This is a genomic window from Streptomyces sp. NPDC090083, from assembly GCF_044747445.1.
Lineage (GTDB): Bacteria > Actinomycetota > Actinomycetes > Streptomycetales > Streptomycetaceae > Streptomyces.
This window is the reverse complement of record NZ_JBIVED010000002.1, coordinates 1,072,090-1,088,092: the sequence shown is the minus strand read 5'-3', so window position 1 is coordinate 1,088,092 and position 16,003 is coordinate 1,072,090. Positions and strand designations below refer to the sequence as shown.

The 16,003-nt window shown below is 71.5% G+C and carries 12 protein-coding genes; 1 reads left to right on the top strand and 11 read right to left on the bottom strand.

Going from position 1 to position 16,003, the window contains the following annotated elements; all coding sequences use genetic code 11:
* Positions 1-72 precede the first annotated feature (72 nt).
* Complete coding sequence (locus ACIPTO_RS10700; protein WP_401190739.1) at positions 73-1,629, top strand: alpha/beta hydrolase; 1,557 nt, start codon at positions 73-75, stop codon at positions 1,627-1,629.
* 116 nt (positions 1,630-1,745) lie between these two features.
* On the opposite strand, the gene moeZ is transcribed toward ACIPTO_RS10700, so the two are convergent.
* The 11 genes from moeZ to ACIPTO_RS10645 all read right to left on the bottom strand — a co-directional run bounded on the left by moeZ (position 1,746) and on the right by ACIPTO_RS10645 (position 15,149).
* A complete protein-coding gene (moeZ, locus tag ACIPTO_RS10695; protein ID WP_366323524.1) occupies positions 1,746-2,924 on the bottom strand; it encodes an adenylyltransferase/sulfurtransferase MoeZ in 1,179 nt (392 codons plus the stop codon).
* A gap of 62 nt (positions 2,925-2,986) precedes the next feature.
* Positions 2,987-3,736, bottom strand: a complete 750-nt coding sequence (locus ACIPTO_RS10690) for a spherulation-specific family 4 protein (RefSeq protein ID WP_401190737.1) — start codon at positions 3,734-3,736, stop codon at positions 2,987-2,989.
* Positions 3,724-4,683 carry an NAD(P)-dependent oxidoreductase gene (locus ACIPTO_RS10685; protein WP_033282020.1) on the bottom strand — a complete coding sequence of 320 codons (960 nt, stop codon included), beginning with the start codon at positions 4,681-4,683 and terminating at the stop codon, positions 3,724-3,726. Before ACIPTO_RS10685 ends, ACIPTO_RS10690 begins: the two co-directional genes overlap by 13 nt.
* A gap of 141 nt (positions 4,684-4,824) precedes the next feature.
* Positions 4,825-6,231 carry a hypothetical protein gene (locus tag ACIPTO_RS10680; RefSeq protein ID WP_401190735.1) on the bottom strand — a complete coding sequence of 469 codons (1,407 nt, stop codon included), beginning with the start codon at positions 6,229-6,231 and terminating at the stop codon, positions 4,825-4,827.
* Entirely contained in the window at positions 6,228-7,961 is a 1,734-nt protein-coding gene (locus ACIPTO_RS10675; RefSeq protein WP_401190733.1) for a DUF3492 domain-containing protein, read from the bottom strand. Before ACIPTO_RS10675 ends, ACIPTO_RS10680 begins: the two co-directional genes overlap by 4 nt.
* Positions 7,962-8,330: 369 nt before the next feature.
* Positions 8,331-9,956: a dipeptide ABC transporter ATP-binding protein gene (locus tag ACIPTO_RS10670; RefSeq protein ID WP_401190731.1), complete on the bottom strand. Its 1,626-nt coding sequence runs from the start codon at positions 9,954-9,956 to the stop codon at positions 8,331-8,333.
* Positions 9,953-10,951 (bottom strand): ABC transporter permease, encoded by a 999-nt coding sequence (locus ACIPTO_RS10665; RefSeq protein WP_366323534.1) that lies wholly within the window; start codon positions 10,949-10,951, stop codon positions 9,953-9,955. The genes ACIPTO_RS10670 and ACIPTO_RS10665 overlap by 4 nt, the downstream gene beginning before the upstream one ends.
* Positions 10,948-12,135, bottom strand: a complete 1,188-nt coding sequence (locus tag ACIPTO_RS10660) for an ABC transporter permease (RefSeq protein WP_401190729.1) — start codon at positions 12,133-12,135, stop codon at positions 10,948-10,950. The genes ACIPTO_RS10665 and ACIPTO_RS10660 overlap by 4 nt, the downstream gene beginning before the upstream one ends.
* Before the next feature lie 4 nt (positions 12,136-12,139).
* Positions 12,140-13,858 (bottom strand): ABC transporter substrate-binding protein, encoded by a 1,719-nt coding sequence (locus tag ACIPTO_RS10655; protein WP_401190727.1) that lies wholly within the window; start codon positions 13,856-13,858, stop codon positions 12,140-12,142.
* A gap of 203 nt (positions 13,859-14,061) precedes the next feature.
* Positions 14,062-14,154 carry an Ms4533A family Cys-rich leader peptide gene (locus ACIPTO_RS10650; protein ID WP_328679234.1) on the bottom strand — a complete coding sequence of 31 codons (93 nt, stop codon included), beginning with the start codon at positions 14,152-14,154 and terminating at the stop codon, positions 14,062-14,064.
* Positions 14,155-14,210: 56 nt separating this feature from the next.
* On the bottom strand, positions 14,211-15,149 hold the full coding sequence (locus ACIPTO_RS10645; protein WP_401190725.1) for a DUF3152 domain-containing protein: 939 nt from the start codon (positions 15,147-15,149) through the stop codon (positions 14,211-14,213).
* Positions 15,150-16,003 lie beyond the last annotated feature (854 nt).

The following is a 16,003-nucleotide window of genomic DNA, read 5'->3' as shown; positions in this document are numbered from 1 at the left end:
GCTCGCGCCGCCTACTATGGCCTGACCGCCTTCCGCGGCGTGACGCGGACGGCCTGCGAGGGGGGAATGCACATGGCGCGATTCGTACGGTGGACGGCCCTGATGGCCGCCGCCGCACTGCTGACGGCGGGCTGTAGCGGCGGCTCGTCAGACGACGGCAAGGACGGCGCGGGCGCGGGGGACGCCAAGCAGTCCTCGGCCGGTTCGTCCTCGTCCACCACTGCCGCGCTGCCCGCGTCCCTGACCGGGCAGAAGCTGGGCTGGGGGCGCTGCAAGGCCACCGCCGACTCGGCCGCGCCGAGCAGTGACTGGCAGTGCGCGACGCTCAAGGTGCCGCTGGACTGGGCGAAGCCGGACGGCTCGACGATCGGGCTCGCCCTGATCCGCTCCAGGTCGACGGGTGGCGACCGCATCGGCTCGCTGCTGTTCAACTTCGGCGGCCCCGGCGGCTCGGGCGTGGACTACATGCCGGCGTACGCCACCACGGTGTCCGCGCTGCACGAGCGCTACGACCTGGTGAGCTGGGACCCGCGCGGGGTCGCCGCGAGCGAGGGCGTCCGCTGCCGCAGCGACAAGGCGATCCAGGCCGCCGAGGACATCGACGCCACGCCGGACACCCCGGCCGAGGAGAATGCGTACTTCCAGGACGCCGCCGCCTTCGGCAAGGGCTGCCAGAAGGCCGCCGGGAAGCTGATGGAACACGTGTCGACGACCGACACGGCCCGCGACATGGACCTGATGCGCCAGGTGCTGGGCGACACGAAGATGCACTACTTCGGCATCTCGTACGGCACCGAACTCGGCGGTGTCTACGCCCACTTGTTCCCGAAGAAGGTGGGCCGGCTGATCCTGGACGCGGTGGTCGACCCGAGCGCCGACTCGGTGGGCCACGCGTTGAACCAGACCCGGGGCTTCCAGCGCGCACTGGACGACTACCTCAAGTCGACCGGCCAGGACCCGGCGCAGGGCTCGAAGAAGATCGCGGCCCTGCTGAAGCGGATGGACGCCAAGCCCCTGAAGACGTCGAGCGGGCGGAAGCTGACCGAGACGCTCGCGCTGACCGGCATCGTCCTCCCGCTGTACAGCAAGGAGAGCTGGCCCACGCTGACCAGCGCCCTGAACTCCGCGGAGGCGGGCGACGGTTCGGAGCTGCTGGCGCTCGCCGACGGCTACAACGACCGTGACAGCGCGGGACACTACGGCACGACGACCCATTCCCAACGGCTCATATCGTGCTTGGACGACAAGCAGCGGCCGACGCCCGCGCAGACGGAGAAGCTGCTGCCGGAGTTCGAGAAGATCTCCCCCGTGTTCGGCGACTTCCTGGGCTGGGACACGGCCGGGTGGTGCCACGACTGGCCGGTGGCCGGGCAGTACGACACCCCGGAGGTCAGCGCGCCCGGTGCGGCCCCTGTCCTGGTGGTCGGCAACACCGGGGACCCGGCGACGCCGTACGAGGGTGCCCGCAAGATGGCCGACGAGTTGGGCAAGGGCGTCGGAGTCGAGCTGACCTGGAAGGGCGAGGGACACGGCGCGTACGGAAGCGGGAGCGACTGTGTCGACTCGACGGTGGACGCGTATCTGCTGAAGGGGACGGTGCCCGCGGACGGGAAGGTCTGCGCCTCGTAGCCGGGACGGTCGGAGCGGCGGGAACCGCAAGGACGACGGGGACCACCGGGACGACGAGGGCGGCGGAAAGGGGCCCGGCACCTGTGGTGCCGAGCCCCTGCCGGGAAAGCGTGCGTCTAGTAGACGGGCTTGTCGGGCTCGATCTGGTTGACCCAGCCGATCACGCCGCCGCCGACGTGGACCGCGTCCGCGAAGCCGGCCGACTTGAGGACCGCGAGGACCTCCGCGCTGCGGACACCCGTCTTGCAGTGCAGGACGATCTTCTTGTCCTGCGGAAGGGACTCCAGGGCGGTGCCCATGAGGAACTCGTTCTTGGGGATCAGCTTGGCTCCGGGGATCGAGACGATCTCGTACTCGTTGACCTCGCGGACATCGATGATCTCGATGTTCTCGCCGTCGTCGATCCACTCCTTGAGCTGCTTGGGAGTGATCGTCGAACCGGCGGCCGCCTCCTGCGCCTCCTCGGACACGACGCCGCAGAAGGCCTCGTAGTCGATGAGCTCGGTGACGGTCGGGTTCTCGCCGCAGACCGCGCAGTTGGGGTCCTTGCGGACCTTGACCTGGCGGTACTGCATCTCCAGGGCGTCGTAGATCATCAGGCGGCCGACGAGCGGGTCGCCGACGCCGGTGAGGACCTTGATCGCCTCGGTGACCTGGATGGAGCCGATGGACGCGCACAGCACGCCCAGGACGCCGCCCTCGGCGCAGGAGGGGACCATGCCGGGGGGCGGGGGCTCCGGGTAGAGGCAGCGGTAGCAGGGGCCGTGCTCGGACCAGAAGACGGAGGCCTGGCCGTCGAAGCGGTAGATCGAACCCCACACGTACGGCTTGTTCAGCAGGACGGCGGCGTCGTTGACCAGGTAGCGGGTCGCGAAGTTGTCCGTGCCGTCGACGATCAGGTCGTACTCGCGGAAGATGTCCAGCACGTTCTCGGCCTCGAGCCGCTCCTCGTGCAGAACCACGTTCACGTACGGGTTGATGCCCAGCACGGAGTCGCGCGCCGACTCGGCCTTGGAGCGGCCGATGTCGGCCTGGCTGTGGATGATCTGGCGCTGCAGGTTCGACTCGTCGACCTCGTCGAACTCCACGATGCCGAGCGTGCCCACGCCCGCCGCGGCCAGGTACATCAGCGCCGGCGAGCCGAGACCGCCGGCGCCCACACAGAGCACCTTGGCGTTCTTCAGCCGCTTCTGCCCGTCCATGCCCACGTCGGGGATGATCAGGTGGCGGGAGTACCTGCGGACCTCGTCTACGGTGAGCTCGGCAGCCGGCTCGACCAGGGGTGGCAGCGACACGGGGACTCCGTTGGTCGGTCAATCACTACAGTTGTTCTCCCGTAACACTGCCATGCCCTTCTTCATTCCGAGACACCCGTTCCGATCCGCGAGACGATGTCGTCCCAGTAGCCGGGCATGGTCTCCCAGGGGTCGGTCCGGCCGCCGCGATCGGTGCGGTCGGTGAAGTAGATGGTCGAGGCGCCCTGCCAGCGGGCGATGCGCAGCGCCTCGTCGAGATGGCCGCGCGGGACGCCGTGCACGAAGTGGCAGAACCGCTCGGGCGGGTAGTCGGCGGTCCACTCGGCCACCTGCGACCAGCGGTAGTCGCTCCAGGGGCCCGAGAAGGTCACCAACTGGTCGGCGCACTCCGCGTATCCGGGGTACGGGTGCGTGCCGTGCCCCAGGACGACGTGGGCGCCCTCCCGGAGTTCGCGGAGCGCGGTGACCGTGCGGCGGATCTCCGGGAGCCGGGCGCGTTCGGCGGGGCAGCGCTCCAGGAGGAAGCCGTCGACGCGGTACCAGTCGCGGTAGCGGTGCGCCTCGGAGATCAGGTCGCCGAAGGCACGGGTGCCGTGAGCGGCGTCCAGGTGGCCGAGGACCCGGACGCCCGCGTTGCTCAGCCGCCCGGCCGCCTCCAGGCAGTGCGGGTCGGGGCGGGCGCCCGGGCCGGAGGAGACGTTGAGGACGACCCAGTGCAAGGGGGTGCCGGGGCGGGTGAGTTCGCCCCATTCAGCCGGTGCGACGAGGGGGTGCGCGTAGCCGGGGACGCCGAAACCGGTGCGGACACCGGTGCTCGCGGTGCCCGGGAAGGCCCTGGTCAGATGCGGCATGCGGCCTCCATCCAGATGTCGGCGAGGGACTCCTCCAGGTTGATCCGGGGCCGCCAGCCGAGCCGGTCGCGCGCGGTGCGCACATCGGCCTGCTGCCAGCTCCCGCAGCCGTCCGGGTACGGGTACGCGACCGGCGCCGCATGGTCCGGGTCGGTGCGCGGATGGCCGATGGCGGCGCGCAACGGGCCGGGAGGGCCGTCGAGTTCGTGCAGCGCGCCGCCGTATCCGGCGACCCGGGCGAGGACGGCGGCGGCGTCGCGCAGCCGGACCGCGCGGCCCGAGCCGATGTTGATGACGCCCTGCGCGGCGGAGAGCGAGGCGGCGTGCACGGCGCGGGCCACGTCCCGTACGTCGACGAAGTCGCGCTGTGCGCCGAGGCCGCCGAGCTTGAGTTCGCCGTCGCCGGACTGCATGGCCCGGCGCATGGCCTCGGCGAGCCGTCCGAGCGGGGAGCCGGCCGGGGTGCCGGGCCCCGCGGGCGAGAAGACACGCAGGACCACGGCGTCGAGGCCGGAGCCCAGGACCAGTTCGGTGGCGGCGAGTTTGCTGACACCGTACGGGCCGCCGGGGCGGGGTACGGCGTCCTCGGCCGTGGAGGAACCGGGCTGGCTCGGGCCGTACTCCGCGCCGCACCCGATCTGCACCAGCCGGGCCCCGCAGCCGCTGCGGCGCAGGGCCTCGCAGACGGTGGCGACGGCGACCGTGTTGTGCCGGGTGAGTTCGCGGGCGCCGCCTCTGGTGGCACCGGCGCAGTTGATGACGACTCCGGGGTGGACGGCGTCCAGGAAGCGGGTGAGCGCTCCGGGGCTGCCGGTCGCGAGGTCGAAGCGGACGTCGGCGTCGTCGCCGCGGCCGAGCGCGGTGAGCTGGACGGCCGGGTCGGCGAGCAGGCGGTCGGCGACGAAGCGGCCGAGGTAGCCGTTGGCTCCGATCAGCAGGACCCTCATCGGACGGCTCCCCTGGCCGACTCTCCGGATCGGGAGGTGATCATCTGGTGTTCTCCTTCACAGGGTGATGCGGTTGCCTCCGGCCGTGGGGCCGGGTGCCTGCGACGGGGTGACGGCTCTGCCCGGTGCGGGGCACGGCGGTCACCGCGGCTCGTTCGCCGGCGCGTGCGCGGAGGCTCTGGTCAGCGTGCGGGTGGTGTGGAACAGGAGGATCAGGGCGGCCGCTCCGCAGGCCAGGGCGGGAATGCCGCCGGGGCCGCAGGAGGTCAGGACGGTTTCGACGGGGGTGGCCAGGAAGCCGCAGCCGGGGAGCCGGCCGATGAGATCGAGGGCCAGGGCCGTTCCCTCCGTCACGGCTGCCGCGCCGAGGGCGACGGCCGGGGCGTGGGTGAAGCCGTGGACGGTGAGGAGGCGGGCGAGCAGCAGCAGGGCGCCCAGGGTGATGCCCTGCGCGTAGGCGGCGGGCTCCCCCAGGGCCGCGCCGCAGAGCGCGAGGAGGGCGGCCAGGGCGCACACGAACAGGGCGAACGTGCCGAGCAGCAGCGGCTGTACGGAGTCGGCGAAGTCCTCAAGTCCACGGCTGGTCGCGAGCTTGCGGCGGGCGCGCACGGCGAAGTGGTGCGCGCACCAGGCCGCGGGGGCGCAGGCCAGGGTGAGGGCGAGGACCGGTGCGGTGGCCGTGGGCCAGAGGCCGCCCGCGAGGCTTGTGGGCAGCCCGTCGGGGCCGCCGTCGTCCGCGGCGCGGAGCAGACCGTCGCCGAGGAGGGCGTAGGCGAGGAGCCAGTACGTCCACAGGCGGGTGCCGGGGGGCGTGCGCCACGCGTGCGTGCCGGGCGGGTAGCTCAGGGGGCCTCGGCCGAGGGCGACGCGCACCCCTAGGGCCACCGCGAGCACGCCGACGACAGCCACCGTCAGCCGCGGCCGACCGTCCGTGAGCCGGACCCCGGTGACGGCCGCGGCGCAGAGGACTCCGGGCAGGAGGGCGAGTGCGGCCCATGCCGCGCGGGGTGCCGGTTCGGGGACGACGTCGGAGTGCGGGGCCGCCGCGTCGTCGCGGGGCACGCGTGCGTACATCTCCTCGGCGAGCGAGAAGACGTTCCGGTGCCGGAAGCGCGCGGCGGTCCGGTCGGTGACACCGTGCGCCTCAAGGCCCGCCGCGATCTCCAAGGGGTCGACGGCCCGTTCGCACAGCTCACGGTGACGGTGCATCAGCGTCTTGACGGGGTCTGCCGCGCCACGCCGGGCGGGGGTGGCGGCCTTGCGGTCGGTCCCACGGGGAGTGGGTGCGGGGGCCGCGCCTGCGCGTGGTCGCTGCGGGTCGGCCGGGGAGCGGGGGGTGCGCGAGTCGGGCGCGGCCAGGGCGGCGGCATCGTTCACGTCGTCATCGCCGTGCCGCGCCGCTGCCTGCAGCTCGCCCGGTGCGGTTCCGTCCGTGCCCGGCGCCGCCTCCGGTTCCCCCCTCCCCTCCAGCCACTGCTCCGACCGCGCGTCCCACGCCTCCGCGCTCCCGGGCGTCCCGGGGCGGTCGAGTTCGCCGAGGCCGCTCATCGGGTCGCCTCCGTGGCGGGCAGGGGAGGTGTGGCGCGTACGGGCGTTCCGGTCGCCCAGGCGGGTCCGCCGCGGGCCACGACACGGCGGCCCACGGGGCCGGTCCAGCGGCCGGGCACGTGGCCCTCGGCGGGGGCCGCGAAGGGGAGGGGTTCGCCCGCCTCGTCGAGGACGACCCGGCAGACCGGGGAGTGCGAAACGATCTCCAGGTAAATGCCGTGAAATGCCGCGATGTTCTGCTCGACGGTGAACAGTTCGAGCGCGCGGGCGCGTGCGGCGGCGCCCAGCCGCTCCCGGCGCTCCGGGTTGCGCAACAGGCTCACGCACGCCTCCGCGAGCGCCCGCGGATTGCGCGGGGGTACGACGAGTCCCGTGCCGCCGATGACCTCGACCACCGCGCCGACGTCCGTGGAGACGGTCGCCCGGCCGCAGAACATGGCCTCGACCAGGCCGACCGGGAAGCCCTCGACGACACTCGACAGGACGATCACCGTGCCGGCCGCGTACGCCTCGGCGAGGGTCGGGGCCTCCGGGCCGCCGATCTCCTCGAAGGACACCGGGTTGTCGCCGACCGCGTGCACGCCCTCGGCCTCGTCGGGGAAGAGCTGGGCGGCCAGCGCTCGGCAGTGGCCGAGATACGCGTGGCCCTCGGCGCCGGAGGGTGCGCCGACGATCCGCAGGCGCGCCTTGGGCTCCTCCTTGCGGATCTCGGCGAAGGCGTGCAGCAGGGAGATCAGGTCCTTGGCGGGTTCGATCCGGCCGACCCACACCAGCGTGTCCGGGTCCGCGCCGTCGGGCGCCTCGCCCACCTCCGCGAAGCGGGTCGCCTCCATGCCGGGGTGGACCGTGCGCAGCTTCGTGCGGTCGGCGCCGCAGCGTTCCTGCCAACGGCGGGTGTGGCTGTTGCCCGGGGTGATCAGCTCGGCCTGCCGGTAGATCTCGGTGGCCAGCCTGACGTGGAAGGCGGCGAGCAGCGCGCGCACGGCGGGCGACGCGTCGGCGGAGGCCAGGTAGTGCGTGCGCAGCTGCACGCCGTACTCGGTCACGAGCAGCGGTACGCCGGCGAAGTGGCGGGCGAGCAGTCCGGGCAGGGCCGCGGTGCCGCCGGCCGTCGCGTGGCAGAGGTCCACGGAACCGAGGGCGTCGTCCTCGTACCAGTCGAGCGAGAGGGGGCGCAGGGCGCGCTCCACGTGGGCGGCTACGGCGAGGAGTTCGGGTACGCGCGCCTCGCGGGCCGAGCGGAGTGCGCCGGGCGCGCGACAGGCGCGTTCGAGCGTGCGTACGGCGCTTTCGGAACGCAGCGCGCCGACGAGTCCCCCCTCGTCGCGGGCGAGTTCGGCGAGCCCGTACAGCGCGTTGGCGAAACGGTCCGCCACATGGGCGGACGGCGCCTCCTGCTCGCCCCGGGCCCCTTCCGACACCTCCGCGACCTGGCCGTCGCCCGTGCACAGCACGGCAGCCAGTTCCTCGTAGCACTCACGGAACCGCCGGCGTGCGCGGCGCCCGAGGGTGACTCCGTCGTCCTCGGCGCTCCACAGCGGGGCGGTGCGCACCCGGCCGACCTGGGGCGGCAGTTCGAGCCGGCCCTCGCTCTCCTGGCGTTCGCTGCGGCTGAGCGCGTAGATGTCGAACTGGTGTTGCCCGAGCCCGCGTACGAGCCGGTGGCACCAGAGTCCGGCGTCACCGCCCACATACGGATAGCCACCCTCCGTAAGCAGTCCTATGCGCACGAGTACACCCCCGATCTCCCATATGGGGAGCCGCCGTTGACCCGGCGGCTCGCAGCGGGACGAACGTATGCGGACAAGGCGGTGGCGCGACGGACGGTTGTCCATCGCGCCACCAAAAGGGGTGAACAGGCGTAACTTTCCCGTGCGGTTCGCGTTCGGTCGCGCTAAGGGATCAATCGCGCACGGAACGTCAGCCCGTCGGCGTGCCGTCGCTACGGCGCCGTAGCGACGTGCCGGTCACGTCGTCGCGACGGGACCGTAGCGTCGCGCGGACGGGACGGCACCGTCGCGGGGACGGCACCGTCCCGTCGTGCGGACGGCACCGTTCCGTCGTCGCCACGTGACCGTCCCGTCGTCGCGACGCGACCGTCACGTCGTCGCCAGCTCCCGCCTGGCCGTCCTGCGTCGGGCCGCGACCTGGGGATCGAGGGCGGGTACGGCGGCCAGGAGCTGCTTCGTGTACGGGTCCTTGGGCGCGTCGTAGACCTCGTCGGCGGGGCCTTGTTCAACGATCCTTCCGCGGCGCATCACCGCGACCCGGTCGCTGACCTGGCGGACGACGGCGAGGTCGTGGGCGACGAACACGAGGGCGAGGCCCAGTTCGCGCTGGAGTTCGCCCAGCAGGGCGACGACCTGGGCCTGTGTGGTGACGTCGAGCGCGGAGACCGGCTCGTCGCACACGATCACGCGCGGGTCGGCCGCGAGCGCCCGTGCGATGCCCACGCGCTGGCGCTGGCCACCGCTGAACTCGTGCGGGTAGCGGTCGTAGTGCGCCCCTTCGAGCCCCACGCGCTCCAGGAGTTCGCGTACGCGCCCCCGGATGCTCTTCTCGTCGCGTTCGCCCCGCGCGCGGAGCGGGTCGGCGATCGACTCGCCCACGCTGCGGCGGGGGTTGAGGGAGGAGACGGGGTCCTGGAAGACCATCTGGACGTCGGGGCGGACCCCGCCGCCGGGCGTGATCTCGCCGGCCGTCGGCTCCAGGAGCCCGACCAGCATCCGGCCCAGGGTCGTCTTGCCGCTGCCGCTCTCGCCGACGATGCCGAGGGTCTCGCCCCGGTGGATGGTCAGCGACACGTCGTCCACGGCCGCGAACGCCCGCTTCCCGCGCCCGAATTCACGCCGCAGGCCCGTCGCCTCCAGGACGACCTCCGCGGGCTCGGAGGGCGCCGCCGAGCGCGCGCGCGGGGCGTCCACGCGCGGGACCGCGCCGAGCAGGTCCCGGGTGTACGCCTCGGCCGGTGCTCCGAGCACGGCGTCCACAGGCCCGTGTTCGACGGCCCGCCCGTGCCGCATGACGAGGATGTCGTCGACGCTCTCGGCGGCGACACCCACGTCGTGCGTGACGAGCAGCAGGCCGAGGCCGGTCTCCTCGCGCAGCGTGTGCAGCAGGTCGAGGATCTGCGCCTGCACGGTCACGTCGAGTGCGGTCGTGGGCTCGTCGGCGATCAGCAGGTCGGGTTCGCAGGCGAGCGCCATCGCGATGAGGGCGCGTTGCCGCATGCCTCCGCTGAACTCGTGCGGTCGCGAACGGGACCGCCGTACCGCGTCCGGGATGCCGACGCGGTCCAGGACGTCGACGGCACGCGCGCGTGCGGCACGACGGGACACGCGCGTGTGCACGCGGTAGACCTCGGCTATCTGGTCGCCGATCGCGTAGTACGGGTCCAGGGAGGACAGCGGGTCCTGGAAGACCATCGCCGCCTTGCCGCCGCGCAGCCGTCGCAGGTCCGCGTCGGACGCCTCCTGGACGTCGATGCCGGCCACGCGGACCGAGCCGCCGACGTCGGCGCCCGTGCCGTGGTGCAGGCCCAGCAGGGCCGAGGCGACGGTGGACTTGCCGGAGCCGGACTCGCCGACCAGGCCGAGGGCCGCGCCCTTCTCCAGTGTGAAGGAGAGGCCGTCGACGGCCCTCAGGGAGCCGAAGGCGACCGTCAGGTCGGTGACGTCGACCAGGACGTCCGCCGAAGCGTCCGTCGAGCCGTCCAGCGAACTCATGCGAGCACCACCCGTCGGTCGGCCACCGCGTACAGCACGTCCGCGACGGCGTTGGCGATGACCACGAAGAAGCCGATGACCAGGACCATGCCGACGACCACCGGCAGGTCGACGACGTTGACGGCGTGGACGAGTTCCTGTCCGATGCCGGGCAGTCCGAAGAGGGTCTCGGTGAGGACCGCGCCGCCGATCGCCGAGCCGACGTTGTTGGCGTTGAGCGCGATGACCGGCGCGAGCGCCCCGCGCAGCGCGTGCCGTCCGATGATGGACCGCTCGCCGACGCCGTACGCGCGGAAGGTGCGGATGTGGTCCTCGGCGAGGGTCTCCAGCATCGACGCCCGGGTGAGCCGGGCGAACGTGGCGGCCTCGATGAGGGCCAGCGACAACCAGGGCAGGAGCAGGTTCCAGGCCCACTGTTCGGGGTCGTCGGTGAGGCTGACGTACTGCGGGAAGGGCAGCAGCTGCAACTGTCCGCAGACGACGATCATCAGGACGAGGCCGATGACGAACACCGGGGTGGCGACGCCCGCGAGGGTGATGCCGGTCAGCAGGCGCTCGGTGAACCGGCCGCGCCGCCACGCGGACAGGATGCCGGTGCCGACGCCGAGGATCAGCCACAGGATCATCGCGCCGAAGACCAGGGACAGACTGACCGGCAGCTTCGACAGGATCAGCTGGGTGACCTGCCGGTCGCCCTGGTACGACTGGCCGAGGCAGGGCGCCGCGCAGTGTTCGACCGAGGTGCCCGTCGAGTAGTCCGTGCCGACGAGGATGCCCTGGAGGAAGTGCCAGTAGCGGAGGTACAGCGGGTCGTCGAGCCTCAACTGCTGGGCGACCTGGTGCACTTGCTCCGGGGAGCAGCGCGGGCCGCAGGTGATCTGGGCGACGTTGCCGGGGGTGGCGTAGAAGACCACGTAGATGATCACCGAGATGGCGAGCAGGGTGATCACGGTGCCGATGGCCCGGCGCAGGACGAAGCCTCCGAAGCCGCTCATGCCGGGTCCTCCTTCGTGCCGTTCGCGCCGGTCGACTTGATCGTGTCGACGCCGGCACCGGACGACTTGACGTCATGGACGCCTGCCGAGCCTGTCTTGACCGTGTTGATCGGGTTGACCGGATTGACGTCCGCGTCGGCCGACTTGACCGCATTGACGTTCGGGTCAACCGTTGATCGGCCGGACTTCGCGGCCGCCTTCGCCTCGCGCTTGCGCCCTGTGCCGACGCGCAGGCGGGATGCCGCGCGGGGGTCGAGGGCGGTGCGGACGCCGTCGCCGAGGACGGTCAGCGCGAGCACGGTGACGAAGAGGGCGCCGGCGGGCAGCAGCAGGTACTGCGGCGCGGCCTGGTACCAGACGTCGGCGGCGGTGAGCATCTGTCCCCAGGAGGGCGTCGGCGGCTTCACGCCGACTCCGAGGAAGGAAAGGGCCGCCTCGGCGCTGATGTTCATCGGGAAGAGGAGCGCGGCGTACGTGATGACGGGCGCGGCGAGGCCGGGCAGCAGTTCGCGGCGGGCGATGCGCCAGGTGCCCCAGCCGCTGAGCCGGGCCGCGGCGACGTAGTCGAGTTCCTTGAGGGTCAGGGTCTGGGCGCGCACGATCTTCGCGACGTTGCCCCAGGCGATCAGGCCGATGACCAGGGCGACCAGCAAGGGGCGCGGAAAGCTGTCGGGGACGATCGCGAGCAGTGCCAACGACATGATCATCAACGGCATCGCCACGATGATGTCGGTGACCCGGCTCAACAGTTGATCAACCCATCGGCTGCCGAGCCCGGCGGCGACGCCGATCACGACTCCGACGAAGACCTGGACGACGGTCGCCCCCAGGGCGACGCCCAGGGAGACCCGGGCGCCGTAGGCGAGCCGGGCGAAGAGGTCGCGTCCGGTCTGCGGTTCGATGCCGAGCCAGTGGTCGCCGGTGATGCCCCCGAGGGAGCCGGTCGGCACACCGCCGCGCGCGGAGTCGATGAGCGAGGGGTGGTAGGTGAACGGGTCCTGGCCCTCGATGGCGGTGAGCAGCGGCGCGGCGAGCGCGACCAGGACGAGCAGGGCGACGACGGCCGCCGCGACGAGGGCGGCGCGCTGCGCTCGCAGCCGCCGCCAGAACTGACGGGCCCCCGAGACCGCCGGGACGGAGAGGTCCGTCCCGGCGGCCTGGGAGGCGACAAGTGCCTCACTCATGGGGTTACTTGACCGCGACCTGGGAGATGTCCAGGACGCCGGTCCAGTCGCTGATGACGACGTTCTTGATGTCCTTGCCGACCAGTCGCTTGTAGACGGGGTGGAACAGCGGCACGGTCAGGGCCTGCTCGCCGATCTTCTTGTCCAGTGCACCCCACCGCTTGGCGGCCTCGTCAAGGTTCGTCAACTTGTTGATCGAGTCAATCTCGTCATTGACCGACTTGTCGTTGAGCAGGCCGGTGTTGAAGTTCGCGCCGTCCTTGACGATCTGGCGTCCGTCGAAGATCGGAGCGAGGAAGGGACCGCCGGAGGGCCAGTCGGCACCCCAGTGGGCGAGGAAGAAGCCCGGCTCGGTCTTGACGTTGCGGATCTTGTCCTTGTAGTCGTTGCTCTCCAGGCCCTGGAGCTTGACGGTGATGCCGGCCTTCTTGAGCGCGTCCTGGATCGCGGTCGCGATCTCCGGGCTGGTCTCGAAGTCCTTGTCGTTGGAGTGCGTCAGGGTGACGGTGACCCCCTTCGGGTAACCGGCCTCCTTGAGCAGCTCCTTGGCCTTCGCCGCGTTGCCGGACGCACCCGCCGGGAACAGGTCGTAGGGGTCGTAGCCGAAGGACTTCTGGTTCGGCAGGAAGGTGGTCGCGGCCTCGGCCAGCGACGAGCCGCCCGCCGCGTTCACCACGGACGAGCGGTCGATGGCGTACGAGATGGCCTGGCGCACCTTGGGGTTGTCGAACGGCGCGACCTTGGGGTTGAACGCGATGTAGTTCGTGTAGCCGAAGTGTCCGGTGCCGACGCGTGCGGCCAATGTCTTGTCGCCGGTCACCTTGGCCAGTTCGGCGGGACCGAGGTTGGTGTCCGTGGTGACGGCGGCGGCGTCCGCGCCCTGGGACGCGGAGAGCCGCTGGTTGATCACGGACGAGTCGAGCCCGGACCTGACGTTGATCTTGTCCGGGTAGGCCTTGCGCTCGGCGTCCGTCGCGGTGGACCAGTACGTGTTGCGCTCCAGGACGATCGTCTCACCGTCGTTCTGGTTGCTGACGACCTTGTACGGACCCGAGGAGATCGGGTGCTGCTCGTACTTCGTCCCCGTGTCCTTCGCCTTCGGGACGGGCGTGAACTGCGTCTGGGTGGCGAGGTACGGGAACTCGCCCTCGGGCTTGTTCAGGTGGAAGACGATGGTCCGGCTGTCGGGCGTCTCAATGGCCGAGAGCCCCTTCTTGTCCTTGTAGGGCCCCTGGTAGTCGGCCGCACCGACCAGCCAGTCCCTCAAGTAGGGCGCGCCGCCGGAGAGTTCGGCGGCGAAGGAACGCTCGATGCCGTACTTGATGTCGGCCGACGTGATCGCCGTACCGTCCTCGTACTTGAGGCCCTTCTTGAGGGTGTACGTCCACTCGGTCGCGTCCTTGTTGGGGCGCCCGGTGTCGGTGGCGAGGTCCGGGACGACCTTGGCGCCGGCCGCGCCGTTCTCGCGGTTGCGGGTGGTGAGGGTGCGGAAGACGAGGGAGGGGACGTTGCCGCCGCCCGACGTGTACAGGCGGGCGGGGTCGAAGTCCTCCTGGGGCTGCGCGTTCAGGACCGTGAGGGTGCCGCCCTTGTGGGGCGTGGAGTCACCGCCGGAGCCGTTGGCATCGTTGTCCTTCGGCCCGCAGGCGGCGGCACCCGCTGCCACGGCCAGGCTGACGGATGCCACGGCCACGCGCCGGGCTATGACGGACGGTTGACGCATCGGAATAACGACCTCTCGGGTGACTTTCGGGAATCCCGCTGGGGTTTCCAGGAGACTTCTCGAATAGTGAGACTGATGGACGAGGAGTGAGACGGACGTGAACAGCCGTCTGCCCCGGCGTCGGGTCGTCGAAAAATCCCTGCCTAGGTCATGCGGCAAGGGCATGGTGATGTGGGTCGCGACACAAACGCCAGGGGCGGTGTTCAGCGACAGAGAATGTCGGCCACGCAGATCGGGGTCACGCCGATGAGCGCCAGCTCGATGGCGGCGCGGTTCGGAACATGACTAGACCACATGCCCAAAAATATGAAGGAAGTTGCCGCTCGTGTCAATGTGACATAAGCGTCGCCTGTCAACTGCCCGGGTACGGCCAGGGGTTCGCGAGACAGTGGATGCCGTCGTGGTCGAGGAACTTGGTCTGCTGCTGCATGACCGGAGCCAACTCGCCGTCCTTGTCGCAGGTCACGTGCCCGTAACCGAGACGGTGACCGACCTCGTGGTTGATCAACATCTGGCGGTACGCGTACATCTTGTCCCCATATGTCGTCGACCCCTGAGCCCATCGATACGCGTTGATCATCACGCGTTCGGTGGCCGCCGAGTCGCACGACACATTGTCCTCGGTGGTGTCGAGCCCCGACTTGGCACACCACGTGGCGGTGGTACCAGGACTGGCCAAGGTGATGACGAAGTCCGGTTTGCCCGTGTAGATCCGCTCGAAGGTACGGGCGTCGTTGTGGGCCCAGCTCCGCTTGTCGTTCAGCGTCTTCTGCACGGCCTCCGCGAAGAGCGTCCCGTCCAGCCCGAGCCCCTGCTCCACGTCCACGCGGTACGTGTACTTGCGCCCCTTGCCGGGCGCCTTGTCGACACCGGGCACCGCGTCGAACTTGTCCGGCCCCTTGAGCTTCGCGCCGAGCGGGTACTTCTTGGCCATCTTCTGGGCGTACGTCAGCGCCACCAGGCGTGGCGAACTCGACGGGCTCGCCTGCGCCGAGGCGCTCTCGCGCGCGTCCCGCGCCTGGTCGGTGGCCGCCTGCGACCGCGCACCGTCCCGGTCCTCGTCCTGCGCGACCTGCCCGGCCACGATGACGGCCAGCACGGTGGTGACGGCGGCGGCCGCGATGCCGGTGTACGTCCGTCCCTTGCGGCCCTTCGCGGGCGCGGGGTCCTGGTCGGCGGGGGGCGCGTCCTCGGCGTCGTCGGTCTCGGGCGTCCAGTCGGTGACGGAGCCGTACGGGTCGGAGGCGTTCGTCGCGGCCTCACGCCTTGGCGCGAAGACGTCGTCGTCCACCTCGAACGCGTCGACGTACTCCTGCCGAGGCCCCCGAGCGCCGTGACGGCGGCCCTGCGGCACGGCCTGAGGAGCCTGCCGCTGACGGGGGATGGGAACGCCGGGCCCCTGAGTGGCCCCGGGCGATCCGCCGGGTCCGACACCGGTACGTCCCCTCAACTCACCCCAACCGCCCCCGGATTCGGGCTGCTCGGGGTGGCCGGCGGGGGTGCGGGAAGTGCCGCCGGGGAAGCGAGGGGTGCCGTGCGCCGGGGTGCCGTCGGGTGAACGGGGCACATCACGCGCGGGGAAGCCGTCCGGCAGCCGGGGAAAGCCGTGCGCCGGGGTGCCGTCGGAGAAACGGGGGGTGCCGTGCGCCGGAGTGCCGTCCGGCACGCGGGGAACACCGCGCGCGGGAGTGCCGTCGGGCAGCCTCGGAAACCCGTGGGCCGGGGTCCCGTCCGGAAGCCGGGGAAAACCGTGTGCCGGAGTCCCGTCCCGGAACCCAGGTCCACCCTGCCCGGGCATGCCGTCCCGCGAACGCGGGCCCCCGCGCGCGGGACTGCCGTCAGGAAGTCGCGGCCCTCCGGCGTCACGCCCACCGCCAAAGAACCGCGATGACCCATGGACCGGAGTCCCGTCAGGAAAACGCTGCTCCCCTTGTCCGGGCACCGTCCCCTGGAAGCGCGGTACGCCGTGCGCGGGGGTGCCGTCGGGGAGTCGCGGGCCTCCTTGAACCGGAGGTTGACCTTGGAAACGCGGCACACCGTGAGCCGGGGTCCCGTCCCCGGTCCCCGCCCCACCCCGCACACCCGAAGAGCCCTGAACCCGCGGCACCCCACCCGTAGGAGTCCCGTCCACGAACCGCGACGCGC

Excerpts from the sequence above, each read along its gene's own strand:
- ACIPTO_RS10680 (WP_401190735.1), bottom strand. The coding sequence starts at position 6,231 with ATGAGCGGCCTCGGCGAACTCGACCGCCCCGGGACGCCCGGGAGCGCG.
- ACIPTO_RS10660 (WP_401190729.1), bottom strand. The coding sequence starts at position 12,135 with ATGAGTGAGGCACTTGTCGCCTCCCAGGCCGCCGGGACGGACCTCTCC.
- ACIPTO_RS10690 (WP_401190737.1), bottom strand. The coding sequence starts at position 3,736 with ATGCCGCATCTGACCAGGGCCTTCCCGGGCACCGCGAGCACCGGTGTC.
- ACIPTO_RS10655 (WP_401190727.1), bottom strand. The coding sequence starts at position 13,858 with ATGCGTCAACCGTCCGTCATAGCCCGGCGCGTGGCCGTGGCATCCGTC.
- ACIPTO_RS10665 (WP_366323534.1), bottom strand. The coding sequence starts at position 10,951 with ATGAGCGGCTTCGGAGGCTTCGTCCTGCGCCGGGCCATCGGCACCGTG.
- ACIPTO_RS10685 (WP_033282020.1), bottom strand. The coding sequence starts at position 4,683 with ATGAGGGTCCTGCTGATCGGAGCCAACGGCTACCTCGGCCGCTTCGTC.
- ACIPTO_RS10650 (WP_328679234.1), bottom strand. The coding sequence starts at position 14,154 with ATGTGGTCTAGTCATGTTCCGAACCGCGCCGCCATCGAGCTGGCGCTC.
- ACIPTO_RS10670 (WP_401190731.1), bottom strand. The coding sequence starts at position 9,956 with ATGAGTTCGCTGGACGGCTCGACGGACGCTTCGGCGGACGTCCTGGTC.
- ACIPTO_RS10700 (WP_401190739.1), top strand. The coding sequence starts at position 73 with ATGGCGCGATTCGTACGGTGGACGGCCCTGATGGCCGCCGCCGCACTG.